Genomic DNA, 20833 nt, shown 5'->3' on the forward strand with positions numbered 1-20833 from the left:
GGCGGCCCGGCTTGGCCCGCCCGGCGCCCGCCCCGTCGCCCGCCCGGGCGGGCCGGCGCTGGGTGACCGGGTGGCGGCGGGCCCGGGCGCCCGGGGGCGCGCGCGGCACAGGGGACACGAGGAGGCGACGGCCGTGACCGTCTCGATGGTGAAGGGCCAGCGGATCTCGCTGGAGAAGCCGGGCGGAACGCTGCGCATGGTCCGGATGGGGCTGGGCTGGGACGCGGTGCGCAAACAGGGCTTCTTCGGCTCCCGGCAGCGGGAGATCGACCTCGACGCCTCCTGCGTGCTCTTCGCCGACGGCCGCATCGCCGACGTCGTCTACTTCAGCAAGCTGGTCAGCGACGACGGCTCGGTCCGGCACACCGGCGACAACCTGACCGGCGCGGGCGACGGCGACGACGAGTCGGTGATCGTCGATCTGGCGCGGCTGCCGGTGCACGTCAGCTCGCTGGTGTTCACGGTCAGCTCGTTCAACGGGCAGACGTTCGACGAGGTCGAGAACGCCTTCTGCCGGCTCGTCGACGAGACGGGCGGCGGCGAGCTGGCCCGGTACACGCTGACCGGCGGGGGCGCGCACACCGCCATGGTGATGGCCCGGCTCTACCGGCACGGCGACGCGTGGAAGATGAACGCGATCGGCGAGCCGTGCCACGGCCGCACGTTCGAGGACATGCTGCCGACCATCGCCGGCCTGGCCTGACCGGCGATGCTCGAACTCTCGCGCGGCGCCAACACCCCGCTGCCCGCCCGCCGGCTCACCGCCACCGTGTCCTGCGCCGTCCCCGTGGACGTCAGCGCCCTCCTGGTGGGCGCCGACCTGCGCGTGCGCTCCGACGCCGACCTGGTGTTCTTCAACGCCCCCGAGGCGCCGGGCGTGCGCTGGACCGACGGCGGCGGCCGGCAGCGCGTCGACCTCGATCTCGACGCCGTCCCGGCGGACGTGCCGGCGGTGCTGATCGCCGTCAGCCTGTCCGCGGGCGGGATCTCGTTCGGGGCGGTGCCGCCGCCGCAGGTGCAGCTGGCCGCGGCCGGCGGCGCCCCGATGGCGCTGTACACGGTCGCCGGGCTGGGCCCGGAGAAGGCGATCATCGGGCTGGAGCTGTACCGCCGGGCCGGCCGGTGGAAGGTCCGCGCCGTCGGGCAGGGGTACGCCGGCGGGCTCTCCGAGCTGGTCGAGGCGCACGGCGTCGAGGTCGACGACCCGGGCGAGGCCGAGGCCGGCATGGGCGCCCCGCCGCCCGGCCCCGCCGTCGGCGCGCCCCCGGGACCGCCACCGCCGCCGCGGGAGGCGCCCATGCCGCCGCCGTCCTCCGGCGAGGTCGGCTACCTCGAACGGTGCTGGCTGGTCTGGGAGGACGCGAGCCGTTCGCTGGCGGCGTTCCGGGCGGCCACCGAGCACGCGCTCAACATCCGCAACGACGAGGTGACCGGGCGGGTGCCGCGCGGCCGGTTCGACCAGCTCATGGCGGCGGCCGACGAGCGGCTGCGGGGCGACGCCGCGCAGCTGCGCGAGGAGCTGGCCCGGGTGGAGCCGCACGTCACGGCCGAGGCGGCGCCGTTCGACGCGCCGTCCTGGCTGACCTGGCGGCCCCGCGCCGACCTGGCCGAGGGGATCCTGCTGGGACGGCTGTCCACGCCGGAGCTGCCGGATCTGCGGGTGCCGCTCGTCCTGCGGGTGCCGTGGCGGCGGGCCGTGTGGATCGCGCGCGGCACGGTGCCCGGCGACGCGGCCGCGTACGCCTGGTCGCTGGTGACCCGGTTCCTGGCCGCCGTCCCGCCGGGGCTGGCCGGGCTGGAGGTGATCGACGCGGTGGGGCTGTCGGGCGCCGGCTGGCTGAACGCGCTCGACCCGGCCGGCGGCGCCCGGCTGCTCGGCGGCGGGGTGGCCACCGGACCGGCCGCCGCCGACCGGCTCCGCCGCCTGCTCGACCTCGTCGACCTGCGCCGGATCGGCGGCCCGGACGGCGATCCGGCCGCCGGCGGTCCCCCGGTGCGGCTGGTGGTGATCATGGACGCGGGTGCCGCGCTCGACGGCGAGGACGCGCACCGGCTGCTCCGCCTGGTGGAGGACGGCCCGCTGGTCGGCGTGCCGGTGCTGCTGGTGGAGACCGACACCCCGGTCGGCGACTCCGTCCGCGCGATCCGGATCCAGCAGTCCTGCAACAACCTGCCGTCCGGCCAGGGCTCGGTCGGCGACTCGTGGGTGGGCATGGACTGGACGCTCACCCCGGACGTGCTCCCCGACGGCGGCGACGGGACCCGCGCCCCCGCCCTGCTCGCGCACGTCCTCGACGCCCACGCGCGCACGATCGCCTCGTACGACTAGCTCGGACGGCCTGCTCGCACGGCCGGCTCGCACGACCGAGGCGGCGACTCAGCTCCGCCGGACGGTGAAGGTCGTGCAGCCGGCGCCGTCCACCGTGCCCTGGATCTGGTCGGGGTCGGCGGACGAGAGTTCCGCGTCCAGCGAGACCATCAGGTAGACGCCCGGCCTGCTGATCCACGAGTCGCCGCGCAGCCGCAGCGAGTCGCCGCTGAGCGTGCCGTTCACGGTGTAGGAGCCCGTGGGCACCGAAGGATTGCTCGGATCGGCCGAGAAGCGCAGCACGCCGGTGATCCGGCCGGCCGGGTCGCCGGTGAGCGTCAGGCGCAGCCGCGTGAGCCCCTGGTTGCAGGTGTAGGTGCCCTCCCAGACACCGCTCAGGGCGGTCGCCGAGTCGCCCGGCACCGCGGGTTCCGGCGGTGCCGCCGGCGCCTCCGCCGCCCGGGTGGGCTCGTCGGCGAACGGGGAGAGCCGGTCCGGCGAGCAGCCGGACCCGAGCAGCCCGATCACGGCGGCGGCCGCGACGATCCCGGCACGCCTGTCGAACTCGCGACTCCGCATGATGCGACCCCTCAACACGGATCATCCCTGTGCGCGATCAGCTCGGCGCACATCATGCCAGAGCGTGGCGTTCCGGACGCGGGATCCCGCTCACCGGCCGTACCGTCACCGGCCGTACTGGGCGTAGCGTTCGGAGGGCCACCAGTGGCTGTAGGTCGGGGCCTGCGGCCAGCCCTCCGGGACGTCCTGCCACTCCTCCTGGCGGCCGTACGGGAGTATGTCGAGCAGCGGGAACGTGTGGCTCAGCTGCTCGGTGCCGCGGCCGGCGGTGTGCCAGGTCCGGTAGACGGTGTCGCCGTCGCGCAGGAAGACGTTGACCGCGAAGCCGCCGCCGGGCGGCGCGTCCATGTCCGCGCCGAACGGGCTGCCGGCGGTCGAGTACCAGTCCATCTCGTTGCCGACGCGGCGCTTGTACTCCAGCGCGTCCTCGATCTCCCCCTGGGTGACGATGACGAAGCGGGCGTCGTACTCGTCGAGGAACTCCAGCCTCCAGAACTGGGACGTGAACCCGGTGCACCCCGGGCACTGCCACTTCTGGCCCGGCTTCCACATGTGGTGGTAGGTGATCAGCTGGCTCCTGCCGTCGAAGACGTCGGCAAGCCGGACGGGGCCGGAGGGGCCCTGGAGGGTGTACTCCGGCAGCCGCACCATCGGCAGCCGGCGGCGCTCGGCGGCGATGGCGTCGAGCTCCCTCGTGGCGGCCTTCTCCCGGGCGCGCAGCTCGCCGAGCCGGGCGCGCCAGCTCTCCTCGTCGGCGACGGGAGGCAGTGCTCTGGAGGTCATCTCGGTCTCCTCGTGCGGCGGTCCTCGTTCCACGTGCACCCATGTAGACAAGGCCCGCCGGCGAAACTCATCGCCGGGGAGTCACCAGCGGTCCTGGTGGAGGACGGCGTCGAGCGGGCGGCGCCGGCTCCAGCCGTGCCGTTCGAGATCCGGGGTCTCCTGGAGGCGGGCGACGGGCCCCACGCACAGCCAGGCGACCGGGCGGATCCCCTCGGGGATGCCCAGGAGGTCGCGCAGGAACGGCTCCCGGTAGAACGACACCCAGCCGACGCCCAGGTCCTCGGCGGTGGCGGCGAGCCAGAGGTTCTGGATCGCGAGGCAGACCGAGTACAGGCCCGCGTCGGCGATCGCGTGCCTGCCGAGCACGGCCGGGCCGCCGCGGGCGGGATCGTAGGTCACCACGATCGACAGCGCCGCCTCCAGCACCCCGTCGATCTTGATGCGCTGGAACCGCTCCGCGGCCGCCGGGTCCAGGGACGCCGCGAACACCTCCCGCTCGTCCCGGACGTGCCGGTGGAAGTCGCGGCGGACGGCCGGGTCGCGCACGAGGACGAAGTCCCACGGCTGCGACAGGCCGACGCTGGGCGCGGCGTGCGCGGCCGCCAGGATCCGGTGCAGGACCTCGTCCGGGACCGGATCGCCGGTGAACTCGGCGCGCACGTCCCGGCGGCGCCGGATGGTCTCGTACAGGCCGGCGCTCATGGCGGGGATCCCGTCGGTCATGCCAGGCCCGCGTCGTGCGCAAGGATCGCGGCCTGGACCCGGTTGGCGCAGTCCAGCTTGGTGAGGATGCGGCTGATGTGCGCTTTCGCGGTGCCCGCGCTCATGTAGAGCCGCTCGGCGATCTCCGCGTTCGACAGCCCGGCCGCGACCTGCACGAGCACGTCGCGCTCGGTACCGGTGAGCCGCTCGATCCGGCGCCCGGCCTCGTCGGCGGCGCCGGACAGCAGGTGGCGCTCGATCAGCCGGCGGGTGATCCGCGGCGCCAGGATCGACTCGCCGGTCGCGGCGGTCCGTACCGCCTGGATGAGGTCGGCGGGCCCGGTGTCCTTGAGCAGGAACCCGACCGCGCCCGCCCGGAGCGCCTCGGCGACGTTGCGGTCGTCGCCGAACGAGGTGAGCATCGCGACGTTCGTGCGCGGGGACGCGCGGACGATCTCCGGGACGGCGGCGAGCCCGCCCCCGCCGGGCATGTGCACGTCCAGGAGGGCGACGTCGACCGGGTGCTCCCGGCAGGCGCGGACGGCGGCGGGCCCGTCCGGCGCCTCGGCCACCACCTCGATGTCGTCGGCATGGTCCAGGATGAGGCGGACACCCGCTCGCATGAGCCGCTCGTCATCGGCGATCAGGGTCCGGATCATCCGGTCATTGTAGGAGCGCCATGACGGCGAGCATGACCAGCCCGCCGGCGACCGGGACCAGCGCCAGCAGCCCCAGGCAGCCGGCGCCCAGCGCGCGGGGGAGCGTGAGCGCCTCGGCGTCCAGCGGGGGCGCGGGCTCGTCCCTCGGTATTCCAGGCTCGGGTATTCCAGGCTCGGGTACGGCGGGCCCGGGTGTGGTGAGCCCGGGTGCGGCGGGCATGGGCACGGCCGGGTGGCACGGCAGGTCGGCCGTGACGCGGAAGCCGCCCTCGGGCGTGGGGCCGGCGGCGAGGGCGCCGCGGATCAGCGCGATCCGCTCGTCCAGCCCGATGAGCCCCTGGCGGGTGCCGGGCGGACGCGGGCGCTCGCCCGGCACCGGGCCGTTGACCACGAGGACGCGGACGCGGTCGCCGTCCCCCGCCACCTCCACGCGGGTGCGCGCGGCCGGGGCGTGCTTGTGGACGTTCGTCAGCCCCTCCCGAACGACGCGATGCAGGGCGTGGCGGGTCCGCGGGTCGGCGCCGTCCAGGTCGGGCCCGGTCCAGGCCAGCTCGACGTCGATCCCGGCCCGCCGCGACTCGGCCACGAGGCCGGCGATGTCGGTACGGGTCCCGGTGCTCTCGCCGGTGCCGCCGGGATCGGCCTCCATGGTGTCGCGGAGGACGCCCAGGATGTCGCGCAGCTCGGACATCGCGGTCGCCGCCGTGGTGCGCAGGAGCTCGGCCTGGCCGCTCAGCCGGGGGGCGTCCTTCGCGGCGCCGAGTTCGAGCGCTCCCGCGTGCATCGAGATCAGGCTGAGCCGGTGCCCGAGCATGTCGTGCATCTCGGCGGCGATGCGCGCGCGTTCCTGCATGCGGGCCTTGTCGGCGGTGAGCACCTGCGCGCGTTCCAGGTAGTCGTTGCGTTCGCGCAGGATCCGCACCAGCGGCCGGCGCCGTCCGAGCAGGCTCCCGGAGAGCGCCGGGAGGATGAGCAGGAGAACGGCGTTGAGCACGTGGGCCGCCAGCAGCCCGGCCCAGCCGTACGGTTCGCCCGTCCCGACCGCGAGCAGGATGAGCAGGCCGGCACCCGTGGCCGCCGCGACCGCCGTCCACAGGCGCCGGGCGGAACGGACGCGCCGCGCCGCCGAGAACGCGACGATCGGCAGGACCGCCATCGCCCCGATGTTGTCGGCGGCGAGCACCGGCGCGGTCGCCAGCAGGGTCGCGGCGGGCCGGTGCACGCGGGCGGGGACGAGCAGCGCCGTCCAGCACGCGACCGCCGCGTTCGCCACGGACTGGCCGAGCGACGGCGACCCCAAGGCGAGCTGCACGAGCCCGGCGCCCAGGGCCAGCGCAGAGAACGCCGCCTCGCGGGCGGGGACGGAACGGGCCCGTTCGAGCAGCGCGGAAATCTGCGGACACCTCATCTACGGGGGACTGATCTGCCGGATCTAATCTGCGAGATCCGCGGGATCTGCGAGCGACGACGACCTTCCCGTCCATGATGGCCGATCGGCCACGGGATCTGGCCGATCGGCACATGCCCCGGCTCCGGGGCCGTTCCTAGGCTGCGAAGCACCGCTCTCCGAGAAGTCGTCGAGAGCCACCGAGAGAAGGGACCCCGAATGCGGCCGGAACCGTGCCTCGCCACCGACGTCTCCCGCGAGGCGATGGAGTCACTGGTGCGAACGTTCGAGCGGGCCGCCCGGCTCGGCCTGCCGGGCGTGGGGACCGAGCACCTGCTCTTCGCGCTGCTCAAGGGGCAGTCCGCGGCCGTGGAGGTGCTGGTCCCCAAGGCGGGCGCCGCCGGTTCGCTGATGGGCGTCGTCGCGCACCGGCACCCCGGGCAGTGGATCAGCGAGGACGGTGGCGGCGACCCGGCGCCCGCCGCCGCGGCGCTGCTGCGCGAGGCGGAGTGGTCGGCGCGCAAGAAGCGCGAGGGCCGCACGGGGGACGAGCAGCCCGGCGCCCCGGCGCCGCCGTCCGCGGCGCTGGCCGCCGCGATCGACCGCGCCCTGCTGAGCGCCCGCGAGCACGGCGCCGCGCGGGCCGGCACCACCCACCTCCTGATCGGGCTGCTGCAGGACCCCGGCAACCGGGCGAGCGAGGCGCTGGAGGAGCGGGGGCTGGACAGGCGGGAGGTCCTCGCCCGGCTCGCCGTCCACCCGAGCGCGCGCGAGGACGGCACCCCGAACGCGCTCTCCGTGGACGGCCTGCGCAACATGGGCCTGCTCACCCGGCGCGGCCGGTTCTGGGGCGGTCTCGCCGCCAAGCTCTCCGGCGGCGGCCACGGTTCGCCGATGGTGCCCACCGTGCGGCTGGAGGCCGAACGCCAGGCCGTCCGCCTCGGGCACGCCACGGTGACGACCGTGCACCTGCTGGTGGCCATGCTCGTCCTGGACGAGCAGCTCGCCGCGGCCGGCGACCGGCTCCGCGACGACCTGGCCGGACTCAACGGCGCGGCCGGGCTCCTGCGCGAGCGGGGCGCCACGGCCGCCGCCGCTGCCGCTGCCTCCGCCGGCCTCGCTCCGGCCGGGGAGTTCGTCCCGGACGAGGACGGCCCGGCCTGGAGGGCGCTGGCCCGCGCGCGCCGGCTCGCCCAGGAGCGCGGCGACGCGTCCACCGGGACCGTCCATGTGCTCACCGCGCTGCTGGACGACCCCGACGACCCGTGCGGCGGCCTGCTGGCATCGATCGGCGTGGACGTCGCGGAACTCCGCCGGGCGCTCGCGGCGTAGTTCGTGCTCCCGTAGTTCGTGGGTTCCGTAGTTCGTGGTTCCGTTCCGGCGGCTTTTGTCGGGCGGCTCCCCTACGTTGCCCCGCATGGGTGATCAACGTGACGCGGCGCGGGACGAGGACGTACTGGTGCTGCCGGCCGATCTGCGGCGGCGGCTGCATCCGCGGCGGGACGGCCACCCCGCCCCCGCCCCCAAGATCGCGAAGGGCGCGGCGGAGCGGCTGCGGGAGCAGCGCGCCGGGCGGTGGAGCGACGCCGAGTCCCTGCTCGCCAGGGTGGTGCCCGGCCCGGAATGGGCGGACGCCGTGCGGTGGTACCTCGGCGGCGCGGCCGACCCGGCGGGCGCGGCGGTGGTCGCCCTGCTCCCGTGGAAGATCGAGCGGACGGTTCCAGGCTCCGGCCACCCGAACGACTGGGTGTGGAAGGACGGCGGCTGGGTGCGCAAGGACGGCGCGCCCCCCGGTGAGGCGGACGAGGCCGGGCGCGACTGGGTCCAGGTCCGCCACGGCTGGTCCAAGGGCAGCGGCGCTCCCGACGAGGCGTTGGAGCCGCAGTACGGGCTCGTGGACGCCTGGAGCGCGGAGCACGGGCTGGCGTTCGCGGCGTGCGCGCTGGTCGAGCTGAGCACCCTGGCGGCGGGCTGGGCCGGCGGCGGGAGGATCCGGCTGCGGGCCGGTGCCCAGCTCTGGCTCGGCGAGGAGGCCGCGCGGCGCATGCGTTCCCTCCTGGCCGCGGCCGGTGACGACGACTACCGGGAGGCGGAGGAGAGGCTGGCGGCGCACCGCCGGACGCTCCAGCAGAAGGTCGTGGCGTCGTACCTGGTGCCGACGCGGCAGGACTGGCGGGACGAGTGCCAGAAGTGGCTGGACGCGTCATCGTACCGGCTGGAATGGCTGTGCGCCGTGGTCGGCGGTCCGGAGCGGAGCGCGGTGGCGGACGCGCTGAACCATGCGGACCACCCCCTGGACCTGCTCGTCACGCTGGCCGATTCCGCGGGCGCCGACGCCCTCCCGGTGCTCGCGCGGGGCCTCGACCGCGCCTCCGAGCCGGCCGAGCGCAAGCGGCTCCTCAAGGTGATCGGCCTGCTGCCCTGCGACGGGGCGTTCCGGCTGCTGCTCGACCGCGCCGGCGATGATCAGCACGCGGAGCGCGCGCTGAACGAGGCGATGACCAGGTTCCCGGCGCGGGCGCTGCGGCTGCTGGCGGAGGCGGGCGCGGGCGCCGCCGGGCGGCTCGCCGGCCACGTACGGGCCCATCCGGAGCGGGCCGCCGCGCTCCTGCCCGATCTCCCGGCCGCGTCCCGGACGGCGGTCGAGGCGGTCATCGCGGCGGATCCGCGCGTGCCGGAGGCCGGGCCGGAGGAACTGCCCGCCCTGCTGGTCCGGCCGCCGTGGACCCGCGGGCGGAAGGCGGCGGAGCCCGCCGCCGTCACCGGCCTGGAGCCGCCCGCCGACCTGAGGATGGCCTGGAGGGAGGGCGAGCGGGAGGCATGGTCCGCCCCCGTCCCCGCCCCGTACGCGTCGGATTTCGATGCCGCGGGCACCGACTGGGAGCGCGAGGTCCACAAGCTCCGGGTTGGCGGCATGATCTGGGCCGGGCACGCCGAGCCGCTGATGCTGGGGCCCGACGAGGTGTTCCGGCCGCTGCTCGCCGGCTGGCCGGGCGAGGTCTCGCTGGACGCCGACGACGTCTCCTGGATGAAGTGCGTGGTGGGCCGGTTCGGCGAGGACGCCCTGAGCGTGGCACTGCGCGCCGCCCGGGACGAGCCCGACGACTGCGCTGGCCTCCTGCTCCCGTACCTGAACGCCGAGGTCGCGGCGCTGATGGCCGGCTGGCTGGACCGGAAGAAGGACGCGCGCCGCACGGCGGTCGCCTGGTTCGCCCGGCACGGCGCCGGCGCGGCCGGGATGCTCGTTCCGGCCGCGCTCGGGAAGGCCGGCCGCGACCGCGCGCGGGCCGAGCGGGCGCTGCGGCTGCTGGCCGGCCGGCTCGGCGCCGAGCCGATCGTGGCGGCCGCGCGGGAGTACGGTGCCGCGGCGGCGGCCGCGATCGAGGCCCAGGTGTCCGACCCGCTGGGGTTCCGGCCGGACAGGATGCCGGACGTGGGGGCATGGGCCGCGCCGGGCCCGCTCCCGCAGATCCTCCTGCGGGGCCGCGAGCGCGCGCTGCCGGCCGCGTCCGCCGGACACGTGGTCACGATGCTGGCGATGTCGCGGCCGGGCGAGGTCCATCCGGGGGTCGCCGCCGTGCGCGGGTCATGCGACGGCCGGTCGCTGGCCGCGTTCTCCCGGGCGCTGTTCGAGCGGTGGGAGGCGCACGGGGCGCCCGCCAAGGACGGGTGGGCGCTGGACCAGCTCGCCTGGCTCGGCGACGACGAGACGGTACGCGCGCTCGCCGCCGCGATCGTCGGCTGGCCCGGCGACGGCGGCCACCGGAAGGCGGTGCGGGGCCTGGACGTCCTCGCCGAGACCGGCACCGACGTGGCGCTCACCCAGCTGGACGGCATCGCGCGGCGGGTGAGGTTCAAGGGCCTCAAGGCGAGGGCCCGCGACCGGATCGCGGAGATCGCCGCGAACCGCGGGCTCACGACCGAGCAGCTCGCCGACCGGATGGTCCCGGACTTCGGGCTGGACGCCGACGGCGGGATGACGCTCGACTACGGGCCGCGCCGGTTCACGGTCGGCTTCGACGCGGCGCTCGTCCCGTTCGTCCTGGACGGGGACGGGCGGCGGCGCAAGGCGCTGCCCCGTCCCGCGGCGGCGGACGACCCCGAGCTGGCCCCGGCCGCCTACCAGCGCTTCGCCTCGGTCAAGAAGATGGCCAGGGCCGCCTCCGCCGACCAGATCCGGCGCCTGGAGCGCGCCATGGTCATGCTGCGGCGGTGGACGGCCGCCGATTTCCGCGAGCTGTTCGTCGCGCATCCCCTGGTCTGGCACATCGCCCGCCGCCTCGTCTGGGTGGCCGAGGAGGACGGCGCCGCGACCGCGTTCCGGGTCGCCGAGGACAGGACGTTCGCCGACGTGCGCGACGACGCGTTCGCCCTTTCCGGCGCGGCGGCGGTCCGCATCGCGCACCCGCTGGACCTGGGCGGGGACCTCGCCGCCTGGCGGGAGGCGCTGGAGGACTACGAGATTTTGCAGCCGTTCCCGCAGATCGAGCGGGCGACGTACGCGCTGACGGCCGAGGAGCGCGGCGGCGGGAGCCTCGCCCGCTTCGAGGGGCTGGAGGTCCGCACGGTGCGGGTCCTCGCCCTGCGCCATCGCGGCTGGCAGCGCACCGGCTACGCCGAGATGTCGCGCGCGCTCCCGGCCGGCCGCCGCGTCCTGGTGGAGCTGTACCCGGGGCTCGGCTCCGGCCGTCCCGAGGACGAGCCCGAGCAGCGCCTCGACTCCGTCCGGCTGTCCGGCGGGAGCCGCCTCGGCGAGCTGGATCCGGTGACCGCTTCGGAGATCGTCGCCGACCTCACCTCGCTCACCGCCGCCCCATGAACCGCTGCGCGGGATGTGGGGATTTGGGAGAGTGTGGCGGCTTTCTGTAATCCGCGCGCGGCCGGCGGGTCTCCTGAAGGGCGGCCGGACGCTCCGGGCGCGCGAGGGGAGAGGTGGGCCTGGAGTGGGCGTGGAGGACCTCGATCGGCTGGTGGCGGCCGCGCGGGCCGGGGACGCGGCCGCGCGCGAACGGCTCGTCCACGAGTACCTGCCGCTGGTCTACAACGTGGTCGGGCGCGCGCTGGACGGGCACGCCGACGTCGACGACGTGGTGCAGGACACCATGGTGCGGGCGCTCCGCGGGCTGGGCGGCCTGTACGACCCGGCGCGGTTCCGGCCGTGGCTGATCGCGATCGCGATGAACCAGGTGCGCCGGCGGTGGCGGTCCCAGCGGGAGCGGCCCGTGCTCGCCCTGGACGAGGCGGCGGCGCGGGCGGCCGACCCGGTGCCCGACTTCGCCGAGACGACGATCGTCCGGCTGGGGCTGACCGGCCAGCGCCGGGAGGTCGCCGCGGCCACCCGCTGGCTGGACGAGTCCGACCGGGAGCTGCTGGCGCTGTGGTGGCAGGAGGCGGCGGGGTTCCTGACCAGGGCGGAGCTGGCCGAGGCGGCCGGCCTGCCGGCCCGGCACGCGGCCGTGCGGGTCAAGCGGATGAAGGAGCGGCTCGACACCGGACGCATGATCGTCCGCGCGCTGGCGGCCGAGCCGGTCTGCGGCGGGCTGGCGGCGGTGACGGGCCCGTGGGACGGCGTGCCGTCGCCGCTGTGGCGCAAGCGCATCGCGCGGCACGTGCGCGACTGCCGTGCCTGCCGCGGGCGGCGCAAGGGGCTGGTGCCCGCCGAGGCGCTGCTGGCCGGCCTCGCCCTGGTGCCGCTCGTACCGGCGGCCGGAACGGCCCCGAAGGAACTGGTGGCGGCCGCGTCGTCCCTGCCGGACGCGCCCGCGGACGCCGGCGGGGCGTCCGGCGGGCACGGGGCGTCCGGCGGGCACGGGCTCCGGCCGCCCTGCGGCCGGACGGTGGCCGTCCTCGGCGCGGCCGCCGCCGCGCTCGCGGTCGTCACCGTCATCGCATGGCCGGACGAGCCGCGGAAGGCGATCGTGCTACAGCCCCTCCCGGACGCGAGCCGGCCGACCACCGCGGTCACGTCCCGGCGCCCGTCCTCCGAGACGAGCGAACCGGCGCCGCGCAGGACCCCGCGGCGGTCCCCGCGGCCCGCCGCCGCGCCGAGCCCCGAAGCCGACGTGATCAGGCTCGTCAACGTCCAGCGCGCCCGGCGGGGCTGCGCGCCGCTGCGGGCCGACCGGCGGCTGAGCGCCGCCGCTCGCCGCCACTCGTCCGACATGGCCGGCCAGGGCTACTTCGGCCACACCGCGCCCGGCGGCACGGGCCCCGGAGAGCGGATCGACGCCACCGGGTTCCGCTGGAGCGCCTGGGCCGAGAACATCGCCAAGGGGCAGAAGACCGCGCCCTCGGTGACGGCCTCCTGGATGGGCAGCCCCGGCCACAAGTCGAACATCGTCAACTGCCGGTTCACCCGTTCCGGTGTCGGGCGTGCCACCGGGCCCGGCGGACCGTACTGGACCCAGGTCTTCGCCGCCCCGCGCTGACCGCGGGGCGGCGGGCCGCCTGGTCAGCGGGCTGCGAAGACCTGCGTCCAGTACGGGGTTCCGCCCTTGCGGGCCAGGCCGATCCCGATGTTCTTGAACGAGCAGTTGAGGATGTTCGCCCGGTGCCCGGAGCTGTTCATCCACGACGAGACGACGCTCGCCGGGGTCGGCTGCCCCGCGGCGATGTTCTCGCCGTAGGTGGACCACCGGTACCCGGCCGCGGTGATCCGGTCGCCCGGGCCCTTCCCGCTGGGGCTGCTGTGGCTGAAGTAGCCGCGGGCGACCATGTCGGCCGAGTGCCGCTGGGCCGCGTTCTGCAGCCTGCCGTCGATCGTCAGGGCGGAGCACCCCTTCTTGCGGCGCTCGGCGTTGGTCAGCGCCACGACCTGCCCGGCCGCCGACGAGGGCGCGGACGCCGTCCGCCCCGGCGACCCTGACGTGCCGCGCGTCCTTCGCGGAGTGGTCGTGGCCGCCTTCTTCTTGGGGGCCTTGCTCGCCTTCTTCTTCGGCTTCGGCTCCGGCGCGGGCGACGAAGTGGTCGGCGTGGGCTCCGGCGCGGGAGTCGTGGTGGCGGGAGCGGGCTGCTCCGTCCGGTCCGCCGCCGCTGCCGGGGACCCGGAGGACGGTTCGGAGCCGCAGCCGGCGGCGGCGATGGCGACCGCGGCCAGCGGGGCCGCCCAGCGCGCGGCGGCTGTGCCCCGGCCGCCGTTCCGCCGGCGGGGAGGCGTTGCGTTGTGATCCATGCCCTCGGAGACCCCGGGCCCGACACCCGATTACCGAAAGTCCAGAAATTTCCGCCGAGGCTCCCTTTCGAGTCTTCCGCCCCCGGCCGTTGTCCCCCGAGCGAGCTACGGGGAAGTGTCCACTGTGCGGTGACGATTCCGAACCGCCCGACTCCATAGCGTTGTCCCTGTTCGCGGCGCTCCGGCCGCGGAGTCTCCTGAAAGGGTCGTCATGCGCCTGTTGAAGCAGCTCGTGGCCGTCGCGGCGGTCGCGTTCGCCGGGAGCGCCGCCGTCGGCGCGGTCGAGGGGAACGCGGCCCTCACCTTCGTCCTCGGTCTCGCGGCCGCCGTGCTGGCGCTGCTCACGTACGCCTGGGTGGTGCGGCGGACCGAGCGCCGCGAGCCGGCGGAGCTCGCCCTGAAGGGCGCCGCCGGCGGGCTCGGCCGGGGTGCGCTGATCGGCCTCGGGATGTTCGGGGCCGTCATCGTGAACCTCGCGACCCTCGGCTACTACCGCGTCGACGGCTTCGGCTCCCTGACCGGCCCGATCGCGCTGATCGGCTTCATGGCCGCCGCCGCGGTCACGGAGGAGCTGCTCTTCCGCGGCGTCCTGTTCCGGATCGTCGAGGAACGCATCGGGACGTACCTGGCGCTGGCGCTGACCGGCGTGGTGTTCGGCCTCATGCACCTGGGCAACGAGAACGCCAGCCTGTGGGGCGCCACCGCCATCGCCATCGAGGCCGGCGGGATGCTCGCCGCCGCGTACGCCGCGACCCGCTCCCTGTGGCTGCCGATCGGCCTGCACTTCGCCTGGAACTTCGCCGGCGCCGGGATCTTCGGCACCGCGGTTTCCGGCCAGACCGAGACCGAGGGCCTGCTGAACGGCGTGACGTCCGGGAAGGCCCTGCTCACCGGCGGCGACTTCGGTCCGGAGGGGAGCCCGTACGCCGTGCTGTTCGGCCTGCTGCTGACGGTCGTGTTCATGTGGCTGGCCCACCGGCGCGGCAACGTGGTCCCCGTTCGGCGCCGCGCCCGTGCCGCCGCGACCGCTACCCTCGCCCAGTGATCGATCTTCGGCGGGTCCCGGATCTGTGGCGGCGGTGCGACGTCACGGTCCGGGATCTCCCGCTCGCGCTGCTGCTGCTGATCGGGTCGCTCCTCCCGGGGCTGCAGGGGCTCGGCACGACGATCGGCGACATGCCGGGCCGCCCGTACGACGCGCTCGCCGTCGTGGCGGTCGCCCTCCAGTCCCTCCCCCTCGCGGGGCGCCGCCGGTGGCCCGTCGCCGGCCTCGCCCTGGTGGCGCTCGGCTTCGCCATCGACCAGCTCTCCGGCTACCACGCGTTCGCGGGCACCGCGCTGCCCATCGCGCTGATCAGCGCGGGCGCCCATGTGGAACGCCACCGGTACCTCGTCGCGGGCCTCTTCGCCGCGGCGTGGGTACCGCTGGCGGTCGCCATCGACCGGCCCGGCACCGGCGACGGGCCGGAGGACTACGCGGCGTTCCTGGTGGTGCTCGCCTTCACGTGGGGCATCGGGTCCTGGCTGCGCTCCACCCGGATCGCCGAGGCCGAGCGCCGCCGCCACGTCGCCGCCGCCACCCGTGCCGCCGAACGCACCCGCATCGCCCGCGAGCTCCACGACGTCGTGACCCACCACGTGACGGCGATGGTCGTCCAGGCCGAGGCGGCCCGGTACCTCACCGCCGCGCCCGACCGCCTCGACGAGACCCTGAGCGCCGTCACCGACACCGGCCGGCGGGCCATCACCGACCTGCGGCACCTGCTCGACCTGCTCAACCCCGACCACGGCACCGAGGACCGGACGCCGTCCGCCGGCGATCTCACCACGCTCGTCGACCAGACGCGCCGGGCCGGGCAGCCGGTGGAGTTCACCCGGGAGGGCGAGCCGGCCGAGTCGGGCGGCAGCGCCGAGCTCACGACCTACCGGGTCGTGCAGGAGGCCCTGACGAACGCGCTCAAGTACGCCCACGGCAGCCGCACCGTGGTCCACGTCCGCTACGGCCAGAGGGAGATCAGCGTGGAGGTCAGCAACGACGGGTCCGGGTCCCGGACCGCGTCCCCCGGCGGGAGCGGCCGCGGCCTCGCCGGGCTCGGCGAGCGGGTCGCGGCCCTGGGCGGCGAGTTCGGCGCCGACCCGCGGCCGGGCGGCGGCTTCGCCGTCCGCGCCCGGATCCCCGCGGGGAACCCGTCGTGACCGCGCCCGTCCGCGTCCTGGTCGCCGACGACCAGGCGCTGATCCGCACCGGCTTCTCCACGATCATCGACGCGCAGCCCGACCTGGAGATCGTGGGCGAGTGCGGCGACGGCCGCGCCGCCGTCGACCTCGCCCGCCGGCTGAAGCCGGACATGGTCGTGATGGACGTCCGGATGCCGGTGCTCGACGGCATCGAGGCGACCCGGCTGCTGGCCGGCGCCGGCGTCGCGGACCCCGTCAAGGTGCTCGTGGTGACGACGTTCAACCTGGACGAGTACGTGTACGAGGCGCTGCGCGCCGGGGCGAGCGGCTTCCTGCTCAAGGACGCCCCGCCGGCGCAGCTGCTGCACGGCATCCGCACCGTCGCGACCGGTGCCGCGCTGCTGGCGCCCGAGGTGACGCGGCAGCTCGTCGGCCGGTACGCGGCGCGGATCCGGCCCGCCGCGAGCACGCCGGACGGCATCGCGCTGACCCCGCGCGAGCTGGAGGTCCTGCGCCTCATCGCCAACGGCCTGTCCAACGGCGAGATCGCCGCGACCCTGGTCATCAGCCCGGAGACCGTCAAGACGTACGTGTCGCGCATCCTCACCAAGCTCGACCTGCGCGACCGCGTGCAGGCGGTCGTCTACGCGTACCGCACGGGCCTGGTCACCTGACGGCCTTCCCGCCGCCGCGGTCACATCCGCGCCGTCCCGTCCGTCATCCCTGCGACGGTCGAAACGACGGAGGGACGGGCATGCACGAGCGTGATTTCCTGGGCGAGCTGTTCGAGGAGCACCACGCGCACCTGAAGGCGGTGGCGTACCGGATGCTGGGCTCGCCGGCCGAGGCCGACGACGCCGTGCGGGAGGCCTGGCTCAAGCTCGCGCGTTCCGACGCCGCCGCCATCGACGACCTCGGCGGCTGGCTGACCACCGTCGTCGGCCGGGTGTGCCTGGACACGCTGCGCTCGCGCCGGCTGCGGGGGGAGACGCCGCTGAAGGCGCGCCTGCCGGATCCGGTCGTCCGCGAGCAGGCCGCCGACCCCGAGCAGCGGGCGCTGATGGCCGACTCGGTCGGGCTGGCGCTGCTGGTGGTGCTGGAGTCGCTGAACCCGGCCGAACGGCTGGCGTTCGTCCTGCACGACATGTTCGGCATGCCGTTCGAGGAGATCGCCCCGATCGTGGACCGCGCCCCGGCCGCGGCCCGCGAGCTCGCCGGCCGCGCCCGCCTCCGGGTCCGGGGCGCGGCCCCCGAGCCGGACCCGGCCGCCCAGCGGCGCGTGGTCGACGCCTTCCTGACCGCCGCGCGCGGCGGCGACCTGGACGGCCTGGTCGCCATCCTCGATCCGGACGTCGTGCTGCGCGCCGACAGCGGCCGGGCGCTCCCCGGCGGCATCCGGGTCCTGCGCGGCGCCGCGGCCGTGTCGGGCCAGGCCGCCACCTTCCGGCGCATGGCCACCGCCGCGCACGCCCGGCCCGTCCTGGTGAACGGCGCGGCCGGCCTGGTCGACACCATCGACGGCCGGCTCATCTCGATCATGAGCTTCACCGTCACCGACGAGAGGATCACCGCGATCGACATCCTGTCCGACCCCGACCGCCTCGCCCGCCTAGACCTCACCGCTCTGGAGCCCTGACCGGCGCCGCGCCGCGCCGCTCGTGTCATGCGTGGGCGAGCAGGACGGCCGGGTTCTCGACGCGGTCGGCCACGTGGCGCAGGAAGCCGCCGGCCGCGCCGCCGTCGCAGACCCGGTGGTCGAAGGCCAGGGACAGCTGGACGACCTTGCGCGCCTCGACCGCGCCGCCGGCGGTGACCCAGGGCCGGTCGGCGACGCGGCCGACGCCGAGCAGCGCCGCCTCGGGGTGGTTGATGATCGGGGTGGAGCCGTCCACGCCGAAGACGCCGTAGTTGTTGAGCGTGAACGTCCCGCCCGCCAGCGCGTCCGGCGGCAGCGATCCCGAGCGGGCGAGGCCGGTGAGGCGGGCGAGTTCGGCGGCGAGCTGGGCGGTCGTCATCAGGTGGGCGTCCTCGACGACCGGGACGACGAGGCCGCGGTCGGTCTGCGCGGCGAAGCCGAGGCCGATGTGCCCGTGCCGGACGATCTCGGCGCGGCCGGTGTCGACGGACGAGTTCAGCTCCGGGAACCGGCGCAGGCCGTCCACGCAGATGCGGGCCAGCAGGGCGAGCAGCCCGATGCCGAGGTCGGGGCACGTCCGGCGGAGCTCGTCCCTGGCGGCGATCAGGCCGGTGGCGTCGACGTCCACCCAGGTCGTGGCGTCGGGGATCTCGCCGCGGCTCCGGCTCAGCTTGTCGGCCACCGCCCGGCGGACCCCGCGCAGCGGGATCCGCTCGTCCACCAGCGCCGCGGCGGCCGGGGTCGCAGGGGGCCCGGCCTTGCGGGTGACGGCCTGCTCGACGTCGCGGCGGAGGATCACCCCGCGCGGGCCGGTGGGGGTGACGGCGGCGAGGTCCACGCCGTGCTCGGCGGCGATCCGGCGGACGAGCGGGGAGATCACGCGCGGCGCCGCCCGCCGCCCGCCCGCCGCCGTCCGGCCCCGGCGGCGCCGGCGCGGCCCGGGCGCGGGGCCGGTGCCGTAGCCGATCAGTACGTTGCCGGAGCCCGCCCGCTCCTCCTCGCGGTACCGGGCCGCGGCCGGGTGCGCCTCCCGGCCGACCTCGATGAGGGGTTCGCCGACCGCGAGGACGGTGCCGGCCGCCGCGTGCAGTTCCAGGACCGTACCGGCATAGGGGACGGGCACCTCCACCGCCGCCTTGGCCGTCTCGACCTCCACCACGATCTGGTCGGTCTCGACCGTGTCGCCGACCGCGACCTTCCATTCGACGATCTCGGCCTCGGTGAGCCCCTCGCCGAGGTCGGGCAGCCGGAACACCTGGCGGGCGGGCGCGGGCGCGGTCATGACGCCTCCCGCGCCAGATGCCGGACGTCGGGCTCGTCGTCGAACTGGAGCCGGTCGACCGCGTCGAGGACCCGGTCGGCGTCCGGCAGGTGGGAGCGCTCCAGCTTCGGCGGCGGGTACGGGATGTCGAAGCCGGTCACGCGCAGCACGGGCGCGGCGAGCGAGTGGAAGCAGCGCTCCTGGACGCGCGCCGCGATCTCCGCGCCCACGCCCGCGAACCCCTGCGCCTCCTGGACGACCACGCAGCGCCCCGTCCGGCGCACCGAGGCCACCACGGTCTCGTCGTCGAACGGGACGATCGTGCGCAGGTCCACGACCTCCAGGTCGATGCCGTCCGCGGCCGCGGCCTCGGCGGCCTGGAGCGCGACCGGGACGCCGGGCCCGTACGCGACCAGCGTCGCGTCGGCGCCGGCCCGCCGTACCGCGGCCCGGCCGAAGCCCGCCGCCCGCCGGTCTCCGACGGAGGTCTCGTCCTTCGCCCAGTACAGCCGCTTCGGCTCCATGAACACGACCGGGTCCGGGTCGGCGATCGCGTCGCGCAGCAGCCAGTACGCGTCGTCGGGCGTGGCGGGCGTGACGACCTTCAGGCCGGGCGTGTGCGCGTAGTACGCCTCGCTGGAGTCGCAGTGGTGCTCGACGCCGCCGATGCCGCCCGCGTACGGGATCCGGATCACCATCGGCAGCGGCGTCCGGCCGCGGGTGCGGTTGCGCATCTTGGCCACGTGCGAGGCGATCTGCTCGAACGCCGGGTACGCGAACGCGTCGAACTGCATCTCCACCACGGGCCGGAACCCGCCCATCGCCATGCCCACGGCGAGGCCGACGATCCCGGCCTCGGCGAGCGGGGTGTCGAAGCAGCGGTCCTCGCCGAACTCGGCGGTCAGCCCGTCGGTGACGCGGAAGACGCCGCCGAGCGGGCCGACGTCCTCGCCGAAGACGAGGACGCGCTCGTCCTCGCGCAGCGCGTCCCGCAGGGCCGCGTTGATCGCCTGCGCCATCGTCATCGCGGTCATGTCAGTCCTCCCGGGCGGTCAGCTCGGCGGCCAGCTGCTCGCGCTGCTCGCGCAGCTGCGGCGTGGGGTCGGCGAAGACGTGGTCGAACATCTCGTACGGGTCCGCCGCCGGCTCGGCGCTCATCGCGTCGCGGAGGCGGGCGGCGGACTCCTCGGCGGCCTCGCGCGCCGCGGCGGCGCCGTCGTCGCCGAGCAGTCCCCGGCCGCGCAGGTAGGTCTCCAGGCGGGCGATCGGATCGGCCGACTCCCACTCCTCGACCTCCTCGGCGCGCCGGTAGCGGGTGGGGTCGTCGGCGTTGGTGTGCGCGTCCATGCGGTACGTGTGCGCCTCCACCAGGAACGGCCCGCCGCCCTCCCGCGCGCGCCGGACGGCCGTGTCGAGGACGGCCAGCACCGCGACCAGGTCGTTGCCGTCCACCTGCTCGGACCGGACGCCGTACCCGATCCCCTTGTAGGCGAGCGCGGGCGCGGCGGTCTGCTTCGCCAGCGGCACGGAGATCGCGTACCTGTTGTTCTGGACGAGGAACACGACGGGCGCGCCGAGGACGGCGGCGTAGTTGAGCGCCTCGTGGAAGTCGCCCTCGCTCGTCCCGCCGTCGCCGACGAACGCCATGACCACGGCGTCCTCGCCCTTGCGGCGCAGCGCCTCGGCCATCCCGACCGCGTGGATCGTCTGGGTGGCCAGCGGGGTGCACTGGGGCGCGACGCGGGTGGCGGCGGGGTCGTACCCGCAGTGCCAGTCGCCCCGCAGCAGCGTCAGCACCTCGACGGGGTCGAGGCCGCGGGCGACGAGGGCGACGGAGTCGCGGTACGTCGGGAACAGCCAGTCGTCCGCGCGGAGCGCGAGCACACCGGCGATCTGGCAGGCCTCCTGCCCGCGGCTGGACGGGTAGACGGCGAGCCGGCCCTGCTTGGTCAGCGCGGTCGCCTGCCGGTCGAAGCGGCGGCCGGCGACCATCCGCCGGTAGGCGTCCAGGAGCCGCTCGCCCGCCGGCGCCGGGTACCCGGCGGGCGGTTCGGCGGCGGTGCCGTCCTCGGCGACGAAGCGGACCGGTACGGGCGACGGGAGGAGGTCTTCGGCCACCTGGCGATCTGTCCGCACGGGCATGGCGGCGCTCGCTTTCTCTGGACGTTC

At 75.7% G+C, this 20833-nt stretch carries 18 protein-coding genes; 9 read left to right on the top strand and 9 right to left on the bottom strand.

The features are described 5' to 3' along the window. Positions 1–133: 133 nt before the first annotated feature. Positions 134–703 (top strand): TerD family protein, encoded by a 570-nt coding sequence (locus AB0881_RS37105; protein ID WP_366624928.1) that lies wholly within the window; start codon positions 134–136, stop codon positions 701–703. Between the two features lie 6 nt (positions 704–709). Next, entirely contained in the window at positions 710–2329 is a 1620-nt protein-coding gene (locus AB0881_RS37110; protein ID WP_366624874.1) for a TerD family protein, read from the top strand. Positions 2330–2377: 48 nt separating this feature from the next. On the opposite strand, the gene AB0881_RS37115 is transcribed toward AB0881_RS37110, so the two are convergent. The 5 genes from AB0881_RS37115 to AB0881_RS37135 all read right to left on the bottom strand — a co-directional run bounded on the left by AB0881_RS37115 (position 2378) and on the right by AB0881_RS37135 (position 6439). After that, the gene (locus AB0881_RS37115; RefSeq protein WP_366624876.1) at positions 2378–2887 is read right to left on the bottom strand and encodes a hypothetical protein; all 510 of its coding nucleotides are present in this window, start codon (positions 2885–2887) and stop codon (positions 2378–2380) included. A 105-nt stretch (positions 2888–2992) separates the two neighbouring features. Then, on the bottom strand, positions 2993–3670 hold the full coding sequence (locus tag AB0881_RS37120; RefSeq protein WP_366624877.1) for a DUF899 family protein: 678 nt from the start codon (positions 3668–3670) through the stop codon (positions 2993–2995). A gap of 81 nt (positions 3671–3751) precedes the next feature. Continuing rightward, positions 3752–4393: a 5,6-dimethylbenzimidazole synthase gene (gene bluB, locus AB0881_RS37125; RefSeq protein ID WP_366624879.1), complete on the bottom strand. Its 642-nt coding sequence runs from the start codon at positions 4391–4393 to the stop codon at positions 3752–3754. Beyond that, a complete protein-coding gene (locus AB0881_RS37130; RefSeq protein ID WP_366624881.1) occupies positions 4390–5031 on the bottom strand; it encodes a response regulator transcription factor in 642 nt (213 codons plus the stop codon). The genes bluB and AB0881_RS37130 overlap by 4 nt, the downstream gene beginning before the upstream one ends. Positions 5032–5035: 4 nt before the next feature. Continuing rightward, positions 5036–6439 (bottom strand): histidine kinase, encoded by a 1404-nt coding sequence (locus AB0881_RS37135; protein ID WP_366624883.1) that lies wholly within the window; start codon positions 6437–6439, stop codon positions 5036–5038. Positions 6440–6637: 198 nt separating this feature from the next. Here AB0881_RS37135 and AB0881_RS37140 point away from each other — a divergent pair, with 198 nt between their 5' ends. The 3 genes from AB0881_RS37140 (at position 6638) to AB0881_RS37150 (ending at position 12846) form a co-directional block, all read left to right on the top strand. Then, positions 6638–7750, top strand: coding sequence for a Clp protease N-terminal domain-containing protein (locus tag AB0881_RS37140; protein WP_366624885.1), 1113 nt, complete (start codon positions 6638–6640; stop codon positions 7748–7750). 85 nt (positions 7751–7835) lie between these two features. Further along, a complete protein-coding gene (locus AB0881_RS37145; protein ID WP_366624886.1) occupies positions 7836–11237 on the top strand; it encodes a DUF4132 domain-containing protein in 3402 nt (1133 codons plus the stop codon). 130 nt (positions 11238–11367) lie between these two features. After that, entirely contained in the window at positions 11368–12846 is a 1479-nt protein-coding gene (locus AB0881_RS37150; protein WP_366624888.1) for a sigma-70 family RNA polymerase sigma factor, read from the top strand. Between the two features lie 23 nt (positions 12847–12869). On the opposite strand, the gene AB0881_RS37155 is transcribed toward AB0881_RS37150, so the two are convergent. Beyond that, positions 12870–13589, bottom strand: a complete 720-nt coding sequence (locus AB0881_RS37155) for a CAP domain-containing protein (protein ID WP_366624890.1) — start codon at positions 13587–13589, stop codon at positions 12870–12872. A 211-nt stretch (positions 13590–13800) separates the two neighbouring features. Between AB0881_RS37155 and AB0881_RS37160 the strand changes: the two genes are divergently transcribed. From AB0881_RS37160 to AB0881_RS37175, 4 genes are all read left to right on the top strand, one after another. Continuing rightward, positions 13801–14634, top strand: coding sequence for a CPBP family intramembrane glutamic endopeptidase (locus AB0881_RS37160; protein ID WP_366624892.1), 834 nt, complete (start codon positions 13801–13803; stop codon positions 14632–14634). Beyond that, a complete protein-coding gene (locus AB0881_RS37165) occupies positions 14631–15785 on the top strand; it encodes a histidine kinase (RefSeq protein ID WP_366624894.1) in 1155 nt (384 codons plus the stop codon). The genes AB0881_RS37160 and AB0881_RS37165 overlap by 4 nt, the downstream gene beginning before the upstream one ends. Beyond that, positions 15782–16441: a response regulator transcription factor gene (locus AB0881_RS37170; RefSeq protein ID WP_366624896.1), complete on the top strand. Its 660-nt coding sequence runs from the start codon at positions 15782–15784 to the stop codon at positions 16439–16441. Before AB0881_RS37165 ends, AB0881_RS37170 begins: the two co-directional genes overlap by 4 nt. An 80-nt stretch (positions 16442–16521) precedes the next feature. After that, positions 16522–17403: a sigma-70 family RNA polymerase sigma factor gene (locus AB0881_RS37175; protein ID WP_366624898.1), complete on the top strand. Its 882-nt coding sequence runs from the start codon at positions 16522–16524 to the stop codon at positions 17401–17403. Between the two features lie 25 nt (positions 17404–17428). Here the strand turns inward: AB0881_RS37175 and AB0881_RS37180 are convergent, their stop codons facing one another. From AB0881_RS37180 to pdhA, 3 genes are read right to left on the bottom strand one after another with little or no spacing between them, the layout of a single operon-like run. Beyond that, complete coding sequence (locus tag AB0881_RS37180; RefSeq protein ID WP_366624900.1) at positions 17429–18685, bottom strand: dihydrolipoamide acetyltransferase family protein; 1257 nt, start codon at positions 18683–18685, stop codon at positions 17429–17431. After that, positions 18682–19698, bottom strand: coding sequence for an alpha-ketoacid dehydrogenase subunit beta (locus tag AB0881_RS37185; protein WP_366624902.1), 1017 nt, complete (start codon positions 19696–19698; stop codon positions 18682–18684). The genes AB0881_RS37180 and AB0881_RS37185 overlap by 4 nt, the downstream gene beginning before the upstream one ends. 1 nt (position 19699) lies before the next feature. Next, positions 19700–20782, bottom strand: a complete 1083-nt coding sequence (pdhA, locus tag AB0881_RS37190; protein WP_366624904.1) for a pyruvate dehydrogenase (acetyl-transferring) E1 component subunit alpha — start codon at positions 20780–20782, stop codon at positions 19700–19702. Positions 20783–20833: the final 51 nt, after the last annotated feature.

This window comes from Spirillospora sp. NPDC029432 (assembly GCF_040703975.1).
Taxonomy (GTDB): domain Bacteria; phylum Actinomycetota; class Actinomycetes; order Streptosporangiales; family Streptosporangiaceae; genus Spirillospora.